This is a genomic window from Zobellia sp. B3R18, assembly GCF_018860715.1.
In the GTDB taxonomy this organism is placed as follows: Bacteria; Bacteroidota; Bacteroidia; order Flavobacteriales; family Flavobacteriaceae; genus Zobellia; species Zobellia russellii.
Window position 1 is genome coordinate 169788 of sequence record NZ_JAHKQG010000003.1, and the last position, 18442, is coordinate 188229.

General features: G+C 38.4%; 17 protein-coding genes. 16 read left to right on the forward strand and 1 reads right to left on the reverse strand.

All coding sequences use genetic code 11. From position 1 onward, the window contains the following. The first annotated feature begins 150 nt into the window (after nt 1–150). The 10 genes from KO513_RS01765 (at nt 151) to KO513_RS01810 (ending at nt 12497) form a co-directional block, all read left to right on the forward strand. The gene (locus KO513_RS01765) at nt 151–1134 is read left to right on the forward strand and encodes a zinc-dependent alcohol dehydrogenase family protein (protein ID WP_215912024.1); all 984 of its coding nucleotides are present in this window, start codon (nt 151–153) and stop codon (nt 1132–1134) included. A 207-nt stretch (nt 1135–1341) separates the two neighbouring features. Then, nucleotides 1342–2304, forward strand: a complete 963-nt coding sequence (locus KO513_RS01770; RefSeq protein WP_215912025.1) for a 2OG-Fe(II) oxygenase — start codon at nt 1342–1344, stop codon at nt 2302–2304. 93 nt (nt 2305–2397) lie between these two features. Continuing rightward, nucleotides 2398–3183 carry an SDR family NAD(P)-dependent oxidoreductase gene (locus KO513_RS01775; RefSeq protein ID WP_215912026.1) on the forward strand — a complete coding sequence of 262 codons (786 nt, stop codon included), beginning with the start codon at nt 2398–2400 and terminating at the stop codon, nt 3181–3183. 80 nt (nt 3184–3263) lie between these two features. After that, complete coding sequence (locus tag KO513_RS01780; protein WP_215440354.1) at nt 3264–3863, forward strand: NAD(P)H-dependent oxidoreductase; 600 nt, start codon at nt 3264–3266, stop codon at nt 3861–3863. Then, nucleotides 3860–5752: a monovalent cation:proton antiporter-2 (CPA2) family protein gene (locus KO513_RS01785; protein ID WP_215912027.1), complete on the forward strand. Its 1893-nt coding sequence runs from the start codon at nt 3860–3862 to the stop codon at nt 5750–5752. Before KO513_RS01780 ends, KO513_RS01785 begins: the two co-directional genes overlap by 4 nt. 238 nt (nt 5753–5990) lie before the next feature. After that, a complete protein-coding gene (locus tag KO513_RS01790) occupies nt 5991–6950 on the forward strand; it encodes a family 16 glycosylhydrolase (protein ID WP_215912028.1) in 960 nt (319 codons plus the stop codon). Nucleotides 6951–7309: 359 nt separating this feature from the next. After that, the gene (locus KO513_RS01795) at nt 7310–8428 is read left to right on the forward strand and encodes an alkene reductase (RefSeq protein ID WP_215912029.1); all 1119 of its coding nucleotides are present in this window, start codon (nt 7310–7312) and stop codon (nt 8426–8428) included. Between the two features lie 36 nt (nt 8429–8464). Beyond that, a complete protein-coding gene (locus KO513_RS01800; protein ID WP_215912030.1) occupies nt 8465–9856 on the forward strand; it encodes an NAD-dependent succinate-semialdehyde dehydrogenase in 1392 nt (463 codons plus the stop codon). A 242-nt stretch (nt 9857–10098) separates the two neighbouring features. Beyond that, nucleotides 10099–10824, forward strand: coding sequence for a phosphatase PAP2 family protein (locus KO513_RS01805; protein ID WP_215912031.1), 726 nt, complete (start codon nt 10099–10101; stop codon nt 10822–10824). Between the two features lie 197 nt (nt 10825–11021). Beyond that, on the forward strand, nt 11022–12497 hold the full coding sequence (locus KO513_RS01810) for a CotH kinase family protein (RefSeq protein ID WP_215912032.1): 1476 nt from the start codon (nt 11022–11024) through the stop codon (nt 12495–12497). 90 nt (nt 12498–12587) lie between these two features. On the opposite strand, the gene KO513_RS01815 is transcribed toward KO513_RS01810, so the two are convergent. Next, nucleotides 12588–13085 (reverse strand): hypothetical protein, encoded by a 498-nt coding sequence (locus KO513_RS01815; protein WP_215912033.1) that lies wholly within the window; start codon nt 13083–13085, stop codon nt 12588–12590. A 382-nt stretch (nt 13086–13467) separates the two neighbouring features. On the opposite strand from KO513_RS01815, the gene KO513_RS01820 reads away from it, so the two are divergent. The 6 genes from KO513_RS01820 to KO513_RS01845 all read left to right on the forward strand — a co-directional run bounded on the left by KO513_RS01820 (nt 13468) and on the right by KO513_RS01845 (nt 18400). Beyond that, nucleotides 13468–13917, forward strand: a complete 450-nt coding sequence (locus KO513_RS01820; protein ID WP_215440368.1) for a KTSC domain-containing protein — start codon at nt 13468–13470, stop codon at nt 13915–13917. Between the two features lie 122 nt (nt 13918–14039). Beyond that, a complete protein-coding gene (locus KO513_RS01825; RefSeq protein WP_215912034.1) occupies nt 14040–15368 on the forward strand; it encodes a DEAD/DEAH box helicase in 1329 nt (442 codons plus the stop codon). Between the two features lie 6 nt (nt 15369–15374). Beyond that, nucleotides 15375–16688 carry a DEAD/DEAH box helicase gene (locus KO513_RS01830; RefSeq protein WP_215912035.1) on the forward strand — a complete coding sequence of 438 codons (1314 nt, stop codon included), beginning with the start codon at nt 15375–15377 and terminating at the stop codon, nt 16686–16688. Between the two features lie 201 nt (nt 16689–16889). Further along, a complete protein-coding gene (locus tag KO513_RS01835) occupies nt 16890–17081 on the forward strand; it encodes a cold-shock protein (RefSeq protein WP_194527301.1) in 192 nt (63 codons plus the stop codon). 230 nt (nt 17082–17311) lie between these two features. Beyond that, a complete protein-coding gene (locus KO513_RS01840) occupies nt 17312–17611 on the forward strand; it encodes a lipoprotein (protein WP_215912036.1) in 300 nt (99 codons plus the stop codon). Nucleotides 17612–17812: 201 nt separating this feature from the next. Further along, a complete protein-coding gene (locus KO513_RS01845) occupies nt 17813–18400 on the forward strand; it encodes a DUF6515 family protein (RefSeq protein WP_215912037.1) in 588 nt (195 codons plus the stop codon). The last annotated feature ends 42 nt before the right edge of the window (nt 18401–18442 follow it).

An 18442-nucleotide genomic window follows, 5' to 3' on the forward strand; every position in this document is an offset into this window, starting at 1 on the left:
CCTTGCGCTACACGCTTTACGCCAATCGCATATCGCAGTTTGCTTAGAGCGTGTTGCGCACAGCGAATAGCGAATAAAATAAAGTCTCTGTCTAAGGCTAGAGATATTTTCACAGATAAACAGATTAAAACAATAAAAAGAAGAAAGATTATGAAAGCAATGCTTATAAACAACTACGGAGAAAACGGAAATTTTGAAGTATCAGAAATTGAAAAACCAGCAGTAAAGGCAAATCACGTATTGGTAAAAATAGCGGCATCTAGTGTAAATACAATTGACACTATGATCAAAAATATGGGAACCGATTTACCATTATCTCCAGCTACACCAGCCTTATTAGGTATGGATTTCTCTGGAACAGTAGAAGCTGTTGGAGAAGGAGTAGAGGGATATAAAGTTGGAGATGAAGTATACGGTTGTGCTGGCGGATTAGCCGATTTACCAGGAACCTTAACTGAATATATTGTAGCGGATAGCAACCTTGTAGCGCACAAACCAAAAGGCTTAACAATGCGCGAAACTGCAGCTTTACCATTAGTAGCTATTACAGCTTACGAAGGTTTAACAAGAGCAGGCGTAAAAGCAGGTCAGAAAGTATTGGTACACGGTGGTTCCGGTGGTGTTGGTCATTTAGCGGTGCAATTGGCAAAGTATTTTGGAGCAGAAGTTTTTTCTACAGGTACTGGTGATAATCAAAAAGCTATTGTTGAAAAATTTGGTGCAACCTTCATCGATTTTAAAACTGAAAAAGTAGCAGATTACACAGCAAAATATACCGATGGTGGTTTTGATGTGGTTTTTGATACCGTTGGTGGTGCAAACCTTACCAATTCTATTGAAGCGGTTGCCTTAAACGGACATATTTCCACTACGGTGTCGTTATGTGAGTTAGACTTAACTCCGTTGCATTTTAAAGGAGCATCATTACACGTAGTATTTATGTTAATACCAATGTTGCACAATTTTAAAAGAGATGCACACGGTACTATTTTAAAGCGATTAGCTGAAATTTCTAATAAAGGACATTTAACGCCAATAGTAGATGAAAACAAGTTTTCGTTGGAACAAGTTGGTGATGCTTATGCACATTTACAAAGCGGAAAAGTTATTGGTAAAATAGTAGTTGAGAACTAAAAACAATAAGGATTTGCAATGTATCCTTATGGTTGATTAATAGAGTTAAATGCCTCTTTTTAGAGGCATTTTTCATTTATAAAATAGCAAAACCTTGTTTTTTACTAAAACCACCATTTTTACTACCAAAGCAGAACAGCCGGTTGTGCGTAATTTTGTTATAGATAAAAAATACAATAGCAGTAGCTATACTTAAAACATATAATTATGAAAACAATAGAACATACCAATGCACTTGCGGAGGCTCGTGCTTTAGAAGTACCATCAAGAGAATTATCATTAAGACGCGATCCATCTGTTTCTCAATTTTGGAATGAAAACCGTAAATTGTTAGAAGCTGCTTGGGCAGAGTGGGAACTAGAAAACAAGGACGATTTACTAGTTCCTGACGAAACTTTGCTTGACCCACGTTTACGTAAAGCTATTAAGGACGCTTGGGAAAATCCTGAAAAAGAATCTGCTGTTGCCGATTTATGGGAAGAAGTTATACCTGGTGTTTATGTAGCGCAGTTTTTTGATGTAGATCGCTTAGCGGATTTCCGCAACTACTTAGAAGCTGTTGCAAACTCAAGAGTGCCAAAACGAGCACCTTACGGTATACAGTTAAACCGATATGGAATGATGCTAGACCCTCGTTCTGAAGGGCATTTGGCAGCACCTAATTTTCAGGCATTTTATAATGATATGATGGACCGTTTTATGCGTCCGATAGCACGTTTATTATTGGGAACCTATGGTTATGACAATCAGACTTTTGGATTTTCAATCCAGTACAACCCAGATAAGGACAAAGATTTGCACGCACATACCGATGCTTCTGCGGCTACCTTGAATATCAACATTAACTTACCGGATGAAAAGTTTACAGGATCTGAAGTCGATTTTTATGATAAAGCTTCAGGAAAAACGGTACAAGCTATTTTTGAGCCAGGAAAAGCCATCATCCATAGAGGTAATGTGCCACACGCAACACACCCAATTACAAGCGGACAACGTAGTAATTTAGTTGTGTGGCTATATGGAGACCGTATGCAAATACCACGTGGTAGTACTAGTAGTTATGGGAATAGTAACAGTGACACCATTAAAGATGTTGCCTTGGAAAGCGTTACCGCTCGCCAACGTTGGAGTTTACCTGATGGTCCTAAAGATACCGTTGCACCATTCTAATTACAGGAAGCGTAGTTTATTATATTAGATTAAAATGAAATTATAAAACTGGCAATAGTTGTATTGCCAGTTTTCATCAACATAAAAAATACAATGAAACATATTTTAATAACAGGAAGTACAGACGGCATAGGAAAATTACTAGCCTTGCGTTTGGCTAAAGAAGGGCACTTTGTTGCCATTCACGGTAGGAGTGATGCTAAATTAAGCGCTACTTTAAAAGAAATTAAACAGCAATCTAATAATGAAAATGTAATAGGCTTTTTAGCGGATTTTTCAGACTTAAATGCGGTTAAAAAAATGGCTGAAGAGGTTGCTGAAAAAATGCCGGTAATTGATGTTTTGATCAATAATGCAGGTGTTTTAATCACAAACGGTAGTAGTGGTACTACAGATATTCGGTTTGTGGTAAATTACTTTGCACCTTATGCATTTACTAATGGCATAGTAGCAAATTTAAAAGCATCAGACGCACCAAGAATTGTGAATTTAAGTTCTGCCGCGCAATCCACTATAAATGTACAAGCTTTAGAAGGCAAAACAGGTTTGGGTGCCAACGAAGCTTACGCACAAAGCAAACTGGCATTAACAATGTGGAGTTTTTATTTAGCGGAACAAGAACCATCAATTACGGTAGTGGCAGTAAATCCGGGTTCCTTATTAAACACCAAAATGGCTAAAGAAGCTTACGGACAGCATTGGTCACCTGCAGAAAAAGGAGTTGACATTCTGTACAATTTAAGTATGACGGATTTAGCAAAAACAGGTGAGTATTTTGATAATGACCGTGGTGGATATAACAAAGCTCATGCGGATGCTTATAACAACGCGAAAATTGAAGAGTTGATTAAATTTACAGATGCTATAGTTATGCATTAGAGTAGATTAAGCAGGGGTTATTTCTTTTAAAAAGAAAAATGGATGGATTGTTACATGTCATTTTCACCTAAATTCGCAAAATGAAAAAGATTTTGGTTTTGTTTTCGCATCCTAAGTTTGAAAAGTCTAGGGCAAACTCCATTTTGGTAGATAAGATTAAATACAAAGAAGGTGTAACATTTCATGACCTATACGAGAAATACCCTGATTTTAACGTAAATGTAGAGGCCGAAAAAGAGCTCATAAGTGAACATGATATTTTAATTTGGCACCATCCCTTTTATTGGTACAGTTGCCCTCCCTTAATGAAACAATGGATAGATATGGTGCTGGAATTTGGTTGGGCTTATGGGCCTAGCGGTAAGGCGCTGTACTCAAAAAAATGTTTAAACGTAATTACCACGGGAGGCTCCAGGGCATTGTACTGCGAACAAGGAACCAATAGTTTTTCGGTAAAAGAGTTTTTAAGACCTTTTGAACAGACAGCAAATTTATGCGGCATGCAATACTTTCCCCCTTTTGCCGTAATGGGCACCCATAGAATTGAGGATAAGGAATTATATGATTATGCCCATAAGTATGATAAATTGATTGATTTGCTGCAAAGTGATATGTCCCTATCAGACGTAGGCAACTTTTCGTTTATCAATGATATTCCACAATTAAATCCGCAGATATGACAGGTAGTATACTTTTTGAAGCTATTGTATTCCTATTGGGAGCCATTATTTGCGTGTCTATTGCCAAACGTCTTGGACTAAGTTCAGTATTGGGGTATTTAATGGCAGGCGTATTAATAGGTCCCTACGTCTTAGGTTTTATAGGAAATGAAGGAGAAGACATTCTTCATTTTGCCGAGTTTGGTGTAGTTATGATGTTGTTTTTGATTGGTCTAGAAATAGAGCCTAAAAACTTCTGGAAAATGCGAAAGACCATTGTAGGCATGGGAAGTTTACAGGTTATGGGGACTATTATACTTTCTTATGCACTATTTATAGTATTGGGCTTTGATTGGAAAGTCGCCTTAACTTTTTCCATGGCGGTGGCCTTGTCATCTACCGCAATTGCATTACAGACCATTAAAGAAAAAGGCCTGTTGAACACCACTTTTGGACAGTCTTCATTTTCCATTTTATTGTTTCAGGATATCATTGTCATTTTTATGTTGGGTGCTTTGCCCTTATTGGCAAATACGGAAAAAGCTCCTGTAGAGAATGGTGATGCTCACGCTAATTTACTTCAAAATTTACCATTGGGATTGCAGACCTTGTCCATTTTGGTCTCGGTTTTCGTTATAGTTGTAGCAGGAAAATATTTAATAGTGCCTATGCTCCGCAAAGTGGCCAAAACCGGTGTTAGGGAATTATTGATTGCTGCAGCACTTCTCATTGTTTTCGGAATTTCTTTTTTGATGGAGCTCGTTGGGTTAAGCCCTGCTCTTGGGGCTTTTTTAGGTGGCGTAGTCTTGTCCAATAGTGAATTTAAGCATGAACTGGAAAGTACTTTAGAGCCTTTTAAAAATTTACTTTTGGGTCTGTTCTTTATGGCCGTGGGAGCTTCAATAAATTTTATCGTAATAGCAAAGAGTCCGCTTACTATTGGTGGCATTTTACTGTCCGTAATCGTTATAAAAGCTTTGATTTTGTTTATCACCGGGGCGGCCTTTAAGTTGAAACTAAATCAGAAATTGCTATTGACGTTTAGTTTGGCACAAATAGGGGAGTTTGCTTTTGTACTGTTGTCTTTTGCATTTCAGTTAAATATTCTGGAACAAAACCAAATGGATATTATGTTGGTGGTTACCGCCTTGACTATGACGGTTACACCCATTATTGGTATGGTGAACGAGCGAGTGCTTTTACCTCACTTTGGCACCAAAGAATCTATAAAAAGACCTATGGATCACATTGCAAAATCGCAAAAAATCATCTTGGTAGGTTTCGGTCATTTTGGAAGTACTATTGGGCGTTTTCTTAGGACACATGGTGTGGAGGCCACTATTTTGGACCATGATTCCAACCGGGTAGATTTTTTACGTAAAATGGGTTTTGATGTGCATTATGGCGATGCCACCCGTATGGATTTGCTCGAATCGGCAGGTATAGCCGAGGCTAATTTTCTTATTTGTGCTATGGATAACCCAGATGTGATAAAGACCTTGGCAAAAACGGTAAAAAGTAACTACCCAAAGGTTAAGGTTATGGTACGGGCCAAAAATAGGTACGCCGCCTATGAATTCCTGAACATGGAAATAGACCATATTTATAGGGAGTCTTTGGAAACTTCCTTAAAATTGGCCAGTGAAGTTCTTAGTCAAATGGGCTTTAGAAAATACACCTTACAGCGTCAGGCACAGAATTTCATTAAGTATGATGAAGATAGTTTAAGAAGATTGGCCAAAGAAACAAAGATAGGTGATGAGGACTATATCTTTAAGGCAAGGAAAGAGCTGGAACAACAAGAAAAATTACTGGAACAAGATTTAAAAAGAGGCGTAGTAGAGTTTGATAATCATTGGGATAGTGAACAAATTAGAGCTATGCTCAGCGGTACGAATACTCTAAAATAGACTTGTTTTAGAATTGATACATCATATTTTTCAAGGCCATAGAAACTGATTTCGGCTACTCCAGGCAGACTCAATAAAAACAGTATTTATATTGATTGTCAGGGTTTTATAATTTTTTGATTAGAAATTGTAGGGTTGCTTTATGAGCTTGTCAAGTTTTTATTGAGTGCTATTTCATGGCGTGTAGGGTCTATACAATTACATTCGGTTTTGTATTAATGACTCAACATTCTCTTCTATGACCTTTCTCAAAAGCACAGTGATTTTATTCATCATTTTATGTATTTCTTGTAAAAGCGAGACGGCCCCAGAAGTAGATGAATTAAAAACAGAGGAGAAACTACCTAACGAGGAAGAATTAACACCTACAGAAGAAGAAGAGGAGACCGAAGAACCCGTTTCCGAAGATATAGTATATGATTTTAGCGGACAAACACCACCGCCAGCCCCGGAAGGAATGGAATGGAAGTTAGTATCTGAACTTTCGGATGAGTTTAACGATACCTTTGATGATACAAAATGGACGAAGTCTTTGTGGAATTATGGCGTACCGGTAAATATGGTTTCTGAAAACTCTGGTGTAAATGATGGAAATTTATGGATTAAGGCAACCTTGGCCGAAAATGAGGAACGTTGGTTTCAGTCTTCTCGTGTAATGTCCAAAACACGAATTAACTATCCCATGTACACGGTCAGCCGTATAAAAGGAGCACACATATCCGCATACAATACATTTTGGTTGAATAACGGTAACATCTCAAACCGAAACGAGATTGATGTGATTGAGAACAATTCCAACCCGTCATGCGATTGTCAACCTGATTTTCCGTGGCAAATGAACTCTCAATATTTTCACGTAATCGATGATGACACCAAGCGCAACAAAGGTAATTTTGATAATAGGGAACTCTCCAACGACAATCCGCTTAAAGGAATACAGTGGAATGAGGCCTACCACACTTTTGGTGTTTGGTGGAAGGACGAAACACATATTCAATTTTATTTGGACGGTGAACCGGCAGGAAAAGTGGTTTCCGCACGCAATTTTACAAGGGAATTAAATATCATTTGGGACTTGTGGACAGTTGATGCAGATTGGCTAGGAGGATTGGCTAAAAAGGAACATCTGCAGGATAGTACTATCAATACAATGAAAGTAGATTGGATACATACCTATCAACTGGTAAAAAAGGAATAGAACAATATTGTTGAGTTGTTAGTTTAGTAGGAGTAGGGCATGAACACTTGTTTTTGCCCTATTTTTTTATCTATAACCTAGTATTGCAGTTTGATGTGAGAAAGAGTGTCTTGTATTAAAGACTATAATTTGTCGTTTTTCCTTTCTCAATTTTCGAACTAATGATGGTATTTATTAAATGCTTTATCAATCACTTATTTAGAGTGTGTTGCTAATTAGTGGCACATCACATTTTCAACCATCACATATAAGCTAAAATCAATTTTTATTGAATCATTGAGCCCTTTTCACCTTCCCTAACTTCACGAACTAGACTTTTAAAGATGAATAGTCTTACTTAGAATTTTAAAGAAGGAAATATGAAAGAACAAAGTATTTTAAAGCCTTATATTTTAGGCAATATAGAATTACCCAACCGTGTTGTAATGGCACCAATGACGCGTAGTAGGGCAAATAACAGTGAAAATGCACCTACAGAAAATTTGCATGTACCCTATTACACTCAAAGAGCTACTGCCGGACTCATAATAACAGAAGGAACCCAAGTGTCTAAAAGGGCAGTTGGTTATATTAATACACCTGGAATTTATTCAGAACCACAGGTAGAAGGGTGGAAAAAAGTGACACAATCTGTTCACGAGGCCGGTGGAATAATTTTTGCTCAACTTTGGCATGTAGGTAGAATTTCGCATCCTGATTTTCACAACGGTGAACTCCCTTGGGCACCGTCCGCAATCAATCCGGAAACAGAAGTGTTTACGCCCGAAGGCAGCAAAAAAACGGTTACTCCAAAGGCAATGACCCAGGAGGATATCAAAACCACTAAGAATGAATTTGTTCAAGCGGCCAAAAATGCAGTTGCCGCTGGTTTTGATGGTATTGAAATACATTCATCCAATGGTTATTTATTTCATCAATTTTTTAATGGAACCAGCAATATTAGAGAAGACGAGTATGGAGGTAGTATTGAAAATAGAGCCCGCTTTTTCTTTGAGGTTTTAGATGCTGTTAAAGAAGTAATTCCTGAGATAAAAATTGGGGTTCGGTTTAACCCATCGTTACATAACATTTTTGGAATGACAATGGATGAAGAAACCATTCCCACCTTTGATTATATTATTGAGAAGTTGGATAAGGAATATGACCTGGCCTATATCCATTTATCCGAACCTTTTAATGATGTGTCTGAAGTTGAGTTTGCCGAGCAACACATAGCTAAACGCTACAGGCCAAAATATGATGGAACCTTGATGATAAATAGTGGTTTTGACCAAGAGAAGGCCAATGCTGTTTTAGAAGAAGGAAATGCAGATTTGGTAGCATTTGGGAAACTATTTATTTCTAATCCCGATTTGGTAGGTCGCTTTCGGGAAAACGTAGAAATTTCAGAATGGGACAAAAATACTTTTTATACAACGGGAAAGAAGGGCTACACTGATTATGAAGCAAAAACGAGAGAACTAATCCCCAATCAATAGACCAGAGAGAATTTAACCTTAAAATCTAAATTGAAAATGGAAACTTTAGTAAACGGATTTTCTACAATAAACCCAACAACGGGAGAGGAAATCAAGGAATATGAATATATGAGCAATGAAGAAGCTCAAAATGCAGTTGAAAAATGTCATAATGCATTTAAAGAATGGCGCTTAAAATCACTTGCTGAGCGTGCAAATATAATAAAGGCCATTGGCAAAGAGCTGAAAAAAAATAAAGACAAGTTCGTCAAACTGATGACCCAGGAAATGGGTAAAGTCTTAAAACAAAGTGCTCAAGAAATAGATTTGTGCAGTGCTATTTGCGAATATACGGCAACCGAAGGTCAAGAGCATCTAAAAGATGAAGAGCGAGAATTGCCGAACGGGGGCAAGGGGATAATCTCCTATTCTCCAACCGGGGTAATTTACGGTATACAGCCATGGAATTTCCCGGCTTACCAAGCGGTACGTTATTCAATTGCCAATTTAATGGCGGGTAACGGGGTTCTTTTAAAACACTCCAGTGGTGTAACGGGATCAGCACTGCTACTGCAAGAGATATATGAGCGTGCGGGCTTGCCTAAGAATCTATTTACCGTTCTGCTTATAGAACATGACCAGTCCGATGCAATTATTGAAAATGAACTTGTTCGTGGTGTAACCCTAACCGGTAGCCCGGATGCAGGTAAAATCATTGCCAAAAAAGCAGGGGCCGCACTAAAAAAGACGGTACTTGAATTGGGTAGTAATGATGCGTATTTGGTGCTTGATGATGCAGATATTGAATTGGCTGCCAAAACCAGCGTAATGGGCAGGATTTATAATAACGGGGAAACTTGTGTAGCTGCTAAACGATTTGTTGTAGTTGAGAAGGTCTACGATGAGTTTCGTGATGCTTTTGTAAAAGCGATGAAAGAAGTTAAATTGGGAGACCCTACAAAAGAGGATTCGGATTTAGGGCCAATGGCGAGAGAAGATTTACGTGAAACTCTTCATGGGCAAGTTCAGGAGAGCGTAAAAAAAGGAGCAAAAGTTCTTATTGGCGGTGAGATGCCGGATACTGATGGATTCTTTTACCCTGCAACGATTCTAGAAAACTTGGAACCCGGACAGCCAGCTTATGATGACGAGCTTTTTGGACCGGTCGCTTCACTGATTAAAGCAAAGGATAATGAAGATGCCATGCGTATAGCTAATGATAGTAGGTTTGGATTAGGAGGAGGAATTTTCTCCAAAAATGAAGACAAAGCGTTTGAATTAGCCAAGAAACATTTTGATACGGGAATGGTATTTATCAATTCATTTGGATTGGCCACGCCCAATATGCCTTTTGGTGGAGTAAAAAACTCTGGTTATGGTAGAGAGCACGGTGGGTTCGGAATTCGTGAATTTGTGAATGTCAAAGCTGTAATGAAAGTTAATATGTAAGTTGCTTAATAACAGCGTTTTTTAAAACAAAAACAGGGTCAAGGGTATGTGGATTTTCCCATCTCTTGGCCCTGTTTTATGTACAATCATAGAGGGTTGCCCCTCAAACCCAAAGCAAACAAAAATAAAGCGAACGATGAATTCTCTTAAAACATTTAGTATATTGTTTTGGTTCTAAAGTCTTGGAATATAGTATTGTTCTGGATAATAGGAATAAAGAACAACCAAGACAGTACCCCCGTATGAGAAAAAATTGTATCCTCCTATTAGTATTTTTCACCTTAGGAAACCTATGTGCCCAAACAGATAGCATCGTGCTACCACGCAAGAACAAATTACTGAAAAGGACAATTTTACCCCTCTCCTTACTTACAACAGGAATACTTTTATCCGATAGTGGTTTTGAAATATCATTGCATGAAACAGCTCAAGGTTGGGTGGGCAATGACTTTCGCACCCACTTGGATGATTATACACGGTATGCCCCAGTGGCCACGCTTGTCGTAGCCAATGTAGCTGGAGTAAAAGCACAACATCATTGGTTTGATCAAACAAAAAACTTAGCGGTCTCCATGATTCTAACGGATGTATTTACCAGGGCAATTAAAAATTCCGTTGTTAAGTATAGGCCCGATCGCTCTAATGATAACGCATTTCCCTCTGGTCATACATCCATTGCTTTTGCTTCAGGTGCTGCAGTTTATGAAGAATATAAAGACACCAATGCCTATCTAGCTTACAGTGGCTTTGGTTTTGCGGCTGTAACGGGTGGCTTAAGGCTTTTCAACAACAAACACTATATTTCAGATATCCTTGCAGGCGCTGGTATAGGAATATTGGTGACAAGACTGGTCTATCATTTTGACTATTTGTTTAAGTGGAATCCGTTTATAAAATCTAAGAATATCTCTCTAATTCCCCGTTATTCGGATGGCTCCGTGGGTCTCTACTTTTCTAAGTCATTCTGATTTACTTTTTACATTAAAACCAATATCTCAGCTGCCTAAAGCTAAAGATTGGTTTTACAATTCTACTTGCAAAAACACCCCACCGTATAGTTTTAAGCATTCACTGAAAAGTATCCGTCATTCACAGATTCTTCAAAAAGGGTGCAATTCAAATAAGCACCTTTGTTTCATAGATTATAACTCAAAATACATTTACAATGAAAAAAATAAGCCTGTTGGTCCTGCTGGCAATGCATGTTTCGTTTACAATTTCTTGCTCGGATGATGATGCCATAACTACTACGGAAGATGGTGTAGAGGTAACCGACGAATCTAACGAAGAAACAGAGGATGACGAAGTTTATGTGGAATCATATGCCGATAGTGATTTTGAAGCTACGGATTGGACGGATGCCACACATAGCAAATCTGCCGATCCTAATTTTGATGTGGTTTTTGAAGATAACACCGTAAAGCGCTTAGACCTAATTATTACAGAAGATCGCTGGCAGAGTATGTTAGATGATATGACCACTCTATATGGAGAATTTGGTGGTACAGGTGGCAGACCGGGCCCTGGTGGACCAGGTGGTGGTGGACTTGTAGAAACTGACGAAGACCCAATTTTTGTGCCTGGAGAAGTTCTTTTTGAAGATAAGGAATGGTACCGCGTAGGTCTACGTTTTAAAGGAAACTCTAGTTTGCAATCCAGTTGGTCCGCAGGAATATTAAAACTGTCCTTTAAGCTAGATTTTGATGAGTTTGAAGACGAGTACCCACAAATTGATAACCAGCGTTTTTACGGGTTTAAAAAATTGAGCCTGAAAAATAATTACAATGACAAATCTATGCTGCGCGAAAAAGTAGCTACGGATTTGTTTAGAGAAGCCGGTTTGGCCAGCTCACATGCCGCTATTTATGAAGTGTACGTAGACCATGGTAACGGCCCTGAATATTTTGGCGTGTATACATTGGTAGAAGAGGTAGACGATACGGTTATAGACACCCAATTTTCGGATAATGATGGTAATTTGTACAAACCTGATGGCGATGGTGCAAGCTTTGCGGATGGCTCTTTTTCTGAAGATGTATTCGTTAAGAAAACCAATGAGGACGAAGCTGACTTTTCTGATATAGAAAGCCTTTTTGCCGCTTTGCATGCAGATATCCGTACCACTGATCCTGATGCGTGGCGTACCCAACTAGAAACCGTTTTTGATACGGATACATTCTTGAATTACTTGGCGGTAAATACGGTCATCCAAAACTGGGACACCTATGGAAGAATGACACATAATTACTTTTTGTACAACAATCCCGATACAGAAAAACTGGCGTGGATTCCATGGGATAATAACGAAGCATTACAACGGGGCAATCAACAAGGTGCTTTGGCATTAGATTTCTCGGATTTAAATGATACAGAGTGGCCGTTGATTGGATACATGTATGAAGATTCCACGTACAAGGCAAAATATGATAGCTATGTACGGGAGTTTGCCAATAACGTTTTTACAGTTAGCGCAATGCAAACCAAATACGCTGCCTATACTTCATTAGTTGAACCGTATGCCACCGCGGAAGTTGAGGGATATACGTTCTTGAATTCCAGTGCGGACTTCCAAGCGGCCATAAGTGAATTGAATAGCCATGTGTCCGAAAGGGCGGCGGCAGTAAATAATTATTTGAATTAGTGAGTTTTTATGACGTGAGATGATGTAGGGGTTAGTTTTGAGAGAAAATCCGGTTGCCATTGGTAGCCGGATTTTTTGTATTGACGGCCATCAGAATCTAAACCGTATGGACAATAAAAACTGATTTGTTGGGGGAAGACTAGGTATATTGGTCTTACCGGCTATTATGCCTACTTCCAACACTTGTTTTTCCTTTATTCTGTAACCAATACCTAAATTCACATTTATTAAGGCACTTTCAGTATTTCCGGTGCGTTGGTCAATATCAAAGGTCTTCCCGGTACGTGCATAGAGATAGGTCTTCTCATTTAAATCATAGTTAAGAACTATAGCACCCGCAATTTGCTCGTGGGTGCCAAACTTGGCATAATTGCGTTCTAGGCCGGCACTAAATTTTTCGGATATCTGATAATCAAAATAACCGGTTTTAAAAACTTCTTCATTTAAATTCAAGGGGGCTTTAAAACGGTATTGAGATAAATTTTTTATGAGTAAAGAATCTAGCGAAATCTTTTCTTTGGGGACTATTTGACTATATAATGTGAGCTGAAAATAGAAACAGAAAACCGAGAAAAGAAGATTCTTCATAAACAAAGGTTTTGGCTCATCTTATTTTAAATATAGGAATTGGACTAAGTTCAACTTTAGTAAGAACTGTTTTTCGGTAGAAGTTTAACAGTAGTGTAGATTCTAGGGTTATCCCAAAAATCGCGTCGATAAAAACAGGAGTTTCGTATAGTCAAATGGGTCAAACTTCTATTCCCTTTTCATGTGTGCGCCTATAGTTTCACCTTTGAAGTGTAAATTAAAACACGCATAAATGAAACTATATATAATCCTTGCCATAGCTTCTTTTCACCTGCCAAAACACCTTAAAAACGGTTTAATTTCAACCCTTTAAAAAAAGGCAAAATTAACGGTAAGTGGTTCAAAATAAAGACGTAGCTTCGCCGCTTCAAAAATTGGGTTTATGAAACGCATTAGTCAGTATAAGAAGTTGTTCGGAATTGAAAAGGAGATTGATCTTAAGACACTTAAGACCACCTACCGTAATTTGGTAAAAGAATGGCATCCGGATAAATTTCAGGAAGGGGACGCTAAGCGCGAAGAGGCAGAAGTTAAAAGTCGTGCTATTATTGACGGCTATCACTTTTTGGTGAGCATTGCTCCTGAAACCATAGCGGCCAACCTTGATGCCTATACGGAAACCATTACTAATTCCGGTATTGCGGACTATGTACACAAAGGTATGTTGTTGGAGATTACTTTTATGGATGGTACCACTTATGAGTATTTTGGAGTAACCAAATCCGTTTATATTAAAATGGTAAATTCCAATAAATTGAACCGTTTTGCCAAGCGTAGCATTTACCCAAAATATATTTACAGAAAATCCAAGCGTACGCTACAGGAAGCGTAAACCTTATTTTTATACAATTTCAAAAGGGGGCTTAATTCTAAAGCCCCTTTTTTCAATTAAATAGTACATCTTTTAATACCTTTCTGGGGCTAGCTGTACTTATCTTTGTTTAAATCCATTTTATGTCTACATCATTTTTCGATTTAGGAATCAACGAGCAAGTACTTCAAAGCTTAACCGATTTAAAGATTTCCGTTCCTACGGATATTCAGAAAAAGACCATTCCCATTCTTCTGAAACAGAAAGAAGATGTAGTGGCATTGGCCAAAACGGGAACCGGTAAAACAGTTGCTTTTGGTTTGCCTTTGCTTCAGTTGATTAATACCGAAAAAACCGAGGTGCAGGCCGTAATACTATCACCCACCAGGGAATTGGGGCATCAAATTTATGAGAATTTGGTTTCCTTTGCAGCTCACAGTCCGGCTATTTCCATAGCTTCGGTTTGTGGTGGTATACCCATTAAACCTCAAATTGAACGTCTTAAGGAGCCTACCCATATAATCGTGGCCACCCCAGGCCGGTTAATCGATTTGATTCAACGCAAGGCGGTCAGTATAAATAAGATAAAGTTTTTAGTATTGGACGAGGCCGATGAAATGGTAACAGCATTAAAGACTGATTTGGATAAGCTTGGCGAGGAAATGCCAAAATCCAGAAGAACATTATTGTTTACCGCAACCATGCCCGGCACTGTAAAGCAATTGGTACAGAACTATATGTCCAAACATGTAGTGCACATAGAAGCGGATATGGCACAGATGGGCAACCAAGGTATTGACCACAAATATATCGTGGTAGAGCCTATAGAAAAGTTAGAGGTGCTGCTTCATTTTTTAAACACCAAGGAAGGGGAACGTGGGGTTATTTTCTGTAAAACTAAAGCGGCCGTTAATAAACTGGCCAAAAAGCTGGCCATCAACAAATTTTCTTCGGGGTCCATACATGGTAGTCTAACCCAGGGGATTAGAGACCGCATCATGGGACAATTTAGGGAAGGTCATATAGACATCCTTGTTGCTACGGATTTAGCGGCGCGCGGTATTGATGTAAAAGAGATTTCATATGTGGTAAATTATCACCTACCGGATACTTATGAGGCCTATGTGCATAGAAGTGGGCGTACGGCTAGGGCAGGAGCTAAAGGACTTTCGCTAAGCATTATACAGGAGGAAGAACGTAAGGACATACCGGAATTTGAGGAAGAATTGGGACTGGTTTTCAATGAAATGAAGAAACAGGATGCTCAAGATAGAGAAGAAACCAATCTGACGCTTTGGGCCAAACGCGTTTTTAAAACAAAGCCCAATCGCAATGTATCCCTAGAAACAAAAGATAAGATAAAGACCATTTTCCATCATTTAACAAAGGAAGAACTGATAGAGAAGGTATTGGCAGATCATATTGTACAAAATACTCCGGCCACTCCAAAAATGGAATCCCTAAAAAAATAAGCAGCCATGTCCAATACGATTCGTACGCAAGCGGATATTTTAAAGAAACTTGGGATTCCAAGTCTTAATCCCATGCAGGAGGAAGCTTTATCGGTCATCGGTAAAAACATGAACAACGTGCTTTTGTCACCCACGGGAACGGGTAAGACCTTGGCTTTTTTATTGCCCTTGTTGGAAACCTTAGATGCGGAATGTTCAGAAATTCAGGCATTGGTACTAGTGCCGTCGCGTGAACTGGCGATACAGATAGAACAGGTGGTGCGTGATATGGGCTCCGGTTTTAAAGTAAATGCAGTATATGGCGGAAGACCCATTTCCAAAGATAAAATTGAATTGAAACATACCCCAGCTATATTGATAGGCACGCCCGGAAGGATAGCGGATCATTTTGGGGGAGACCGATTTTCAAAACAGGATATCAAAACCTTGGTGTTGGACGAATTTGATAAATCTTTGGAAACAGGTTTTGAAGGTGAAATGAGCGCCATCATCAATCAACTTCCTAATTTGGAAAAGCGGATTCTTACTTCCGCCACGCAGGGAGTTGAGATTCCTAAGTTCGTTAAGCTGGATAACCCGGTGGTTATTGATTATCTGGATTCAAAAAAGGAATCTAAACTGGCCATCAAAATGGTTGTTTCCCCAGATAAGGACAAGCTGCAGACCTTATTGGATTTGCTATTGTATATTGGCAATCAGCCAGGAATTATCTTTTGCAATTACAAGGACAGTATTGAGCGGGTAAGCACATTTTTGAATAAAAATAAAATCAACCATACTTGTTTTTCAGGAGGTATGGAGCAAAGAGATCGCGAGCGTTCCTTAATTAAGTTCAGAAACGGAACCTGCCAAGTACTCATTGCAACAGATTTAGCGGCTAGAGGTATAGATATTCCCGAAATGAAGTATATCATTCATTATGAACTTCCCAGGGCTATAGAAGAATTCACGCACCGTAACGGCAGAACTGCTCGTGTAAATGCTAAGGGTACCGCTTATGTTTTAAGGTCTAAAACGGAATTTATACCGGAATTCATTAAAGATGTGGCTACGGTAGATATTTCTAAAAAAGCAGCCTTTCAACCTCAATATTGGGAAACCCTCTTTATTTCAGGTGGGCGAAAGGATAAAATTTCAAAAGGGGATATTGCCGGGCTGTTCTTTAAACAAGGTGGACTCAACAAAGACCAATTAGGGATTATTGAGCTGAAACAGGATTGTGCATTTGTTTCCATACCCGTGTCCCTTGCCGATAAACTGACTAAAAAATTGAACAATTCCCGTTTAAAGAACAAGAAAGTTAGGGTAACGGTGCTGTAATTCCTTCTTTTTTGTAATGCCAAAACTGCTCTAAGTTCAACACAAACCCAACGTTTCTAGGGGGTTGGGGGCGAAGTAGGGAAAGGACAAGAAGGTACTGTGATAATAAGTTGAAAATAAGTGAATTAAATTGCCATTACTAAAAAAATTGGCGTCATCTTTGTCCTTTAATAAGCAGTATAAATTTTTAATTACATTACAATGAGTAAAGGAACAGTAAAATTTTTCAACGATACCAAAGGTTTTGGTTTTATCACTGAAGAAGGCGTTGAAAAAGATCACTTTGTACACGTTTCAGGTTTAGTAGACGAAATTCGTGAAGGCGATGAAGTTGAATTTGATCTACAAGAAGGTAAAAAAGGCCTAAACGCAGTAAACGTAACAGTATTATAATTCTATATATACTTTAAGTTTTACAAAAAGCCCATCTTAACGGATGGGCTTTTTTTATGGCCTAAAATGCCATCAATATACACTCCTAGATCAAGAGAACTGTTTTAAATTTTTTCATCTATAAATACGACATTTATGTAGTGTAAAATGTAGCGTACGTATATATCTTTTCCCTTTTCCCATAGGTGAAAGTACTTTTGTGCTTACATAAATTTATAAAACACAAAACCATGAAAAAAGTAGTAGCATTATTTGTACTTATAGCCGTATTGGCCAGCTGTAACAGTGTTAAGAACGTAAATACGTCCACTGCATCTCAGGCAGCTTCCCTATTGAGTTCTTTAAGTTCTAATTCAACGGTACAGCAAGTCGTCAGCTTGTTTAGTTTGTTGGATACCGATAATAATAGCGCTATAAGTTCTACAGAGGCTATGGGTTCGGTTTCAGAGAATTTTGACACTTTGGATACTGATAATGATTCAAGCCTAAATCTTACCGAATTGGAAGGCATCTTGGCTTTGCTGAAATAATATTTGAGTTGAGTTTAGTATAAAAGCGTGGTCCTCGGATTGCGCTTTTTTCTGTCTATAAAATTCTAATGTTCGTAGATAAAAATAGCCAACTCGTCTATTATGTCCCAAATATGGGCTTTTCAAGTTAAACCAGGCTCAATAATTGTTGTCTTAGTATCGAATGATTAAGTGAAAGTTTAACTTTTAAATGTATGACCCATGAAAACAAATACTAAAAAATATTATGCATTAGCGCTTTTAATAATCGGATTCTCTTTTGTGGCAAATGCCCAGACCCGCAAACGAACCACTACAAAAACTACGGTTACAAAAACGGTAGTAAACAACACATCACGTAGGGTGTCCAGTAAAAAAGTGGTTTACAAAACCCCAAAAAAGAAAGTGGTAGCGGTAAGAACGGTACCTAATAAAAGGGTGGTGAAATACCAAGGTCAGAATTACTATTATGCCAATAATAGGTTTTACACTTCTTCCAGAGGTCGTTATATTCCAATTGCACCTAAAATTGGTTTTAGAATAAGCTCTTTGCCAGTAGGGTATAATAGAGTCAGGTATAACAATCGAGTGTATTTTAATATTGGAGGTACTTTTTATACTGAAGTGGGTAATGAATATGAAGTGGTAGAACCGGAAATTGGTACGGTAGTTTATGAATTACCGGACGATTATGAAAAGGTAACTATAGACGGTCTTAACTATTACGAGTATGCTAATGTACTGTATGAAAAAATACAGGTTAATGGTACCAGAGCTTATGAAGTTGTAGGTATTATCGATATGGAATAAATAGGGGAATAGTACCTTAAGAAACAAAACGCTTGTCCTTTA

Excerpts from the sequence above, each read along its gene's own strand:
- KO513_RS01845 (WP_215912037.1), top strand. The coding sequence starts at position 17,813 with ATGAAAACAAATACTAAAAAATATTATGCATTAGCGCTTTTAATAATC.
- KO513_RS01820 (WP_215440368.1), top strand. The coding sequence starts at position 13,468 with ATGAAACGCATTAGTCAGTATAAGAAGTTGTTCGGAATTGAAAAGGAG.
- KO513_RS01770 (WP_215912025.1), top strand. The coding sequence starts at position 1,342 with ATGAAAACAATAGAACATACCAATGCACTTGCGGAGGCTCGTGCTTTA.
- KO513_RS01840 (WP_215912036.1), top strand. The coding sequence starts at position 17,312 with ATGAAAAAAGTAGTAGCATTATTTGTACTTATAGCCGTATTGGCCAGC.
- KO513_RS01835 (WP_194527301.1), top strand. The coding sequence starts at position 16,890 with ATGAGTAAAGGAACAGTAAAATTTTTCAACGATACCAAAGGTTTTGGT.
- KO513_RS01785 (WP_215912027.1), top strand. The coding sequence starts at position 3,860 with ATGACAGGTAGTATACTTTTTGAAGCTATTGTATTCCTATTGGGAGCC.
- KO513_RS01810 (WP_215912032.1), top strand. The coding sequence starts at position 11,022 with ATGAAAAAAATAAGCCTGTTGGTCCTGCTGGCAATGCATGTTTCGTTT.
- KO513_RS01775 (WP_215912026.1), top strand. The coding sequence starts at position 2,398 with ATGAAACATATTTTAATAACAGGAAGTACAGACGGCATAGGAAAATTA.
- KO513_RS01800 (WP_215912030.1), top strand. The coding sequence starts at position 8,465 with ATGGAAACTTTAGTAAACGGATTTTCTACAATAAACCCAACAACGGGA.
- KO513_RS01825 (WP_215912034.1), top strand. The coding sequence starts at position 14,040 with ATGTCTACATCATTTTTCGATTTAGGAATCAACGAGCAAGTACTTCAA.
- KO513_RS01790 (WP_215912028.1), top strand. The coding sequence starts at position 5,991 with ATGACCTTTCTCAAAAGCACAGTGATTTTATTCATCATTTTATGTATT.
- KO513_RS01780 (WP_215440354.1), top strand. The coding sequence starts at position 3,264 with ATGAAAAAGATTTTGGTTTTGTTTTCGCATCCTAAGTTTGAAAAGTCT.
- KO513_RS01795 (WP_215912029.1), top strand. The coding sequence starts at position 7,310 with ATGAAAGAACAAAGTATTTTAAAGCCTTATATTTTAGGCAATATAGAA.
- KO513_RS01765 (WP_215912024.1), top strand. The coding sequence starts at position 151 with ATGAAAGCAATGCTTATAAACAACTACGGAGAAAACGGAAATTTTGAA.
- KO513_RS01815 (WP_215912033.1), bottom strand. The coding sequence starts at position 13,085 with ATGAAGAATCTTCTTTTCTCGGTTTTCTGTTTCTATTTTCAGCTCACA.
- KO513_RS01805 (WP_215912031.1), top strand. The coding sequence starts at position 10,099 with ATGAGAAAAAATTGTATCCTCCTATTAGTATTTTTCACCTTAGGAAAC.
- KO513_RS01830 (WP_215912035.1), top strand. The coding sequence starts at position 15,375 with ATGTCCAATACGATTCGTACGCAAGCGGATATTTTAAAGAAACTTGGG.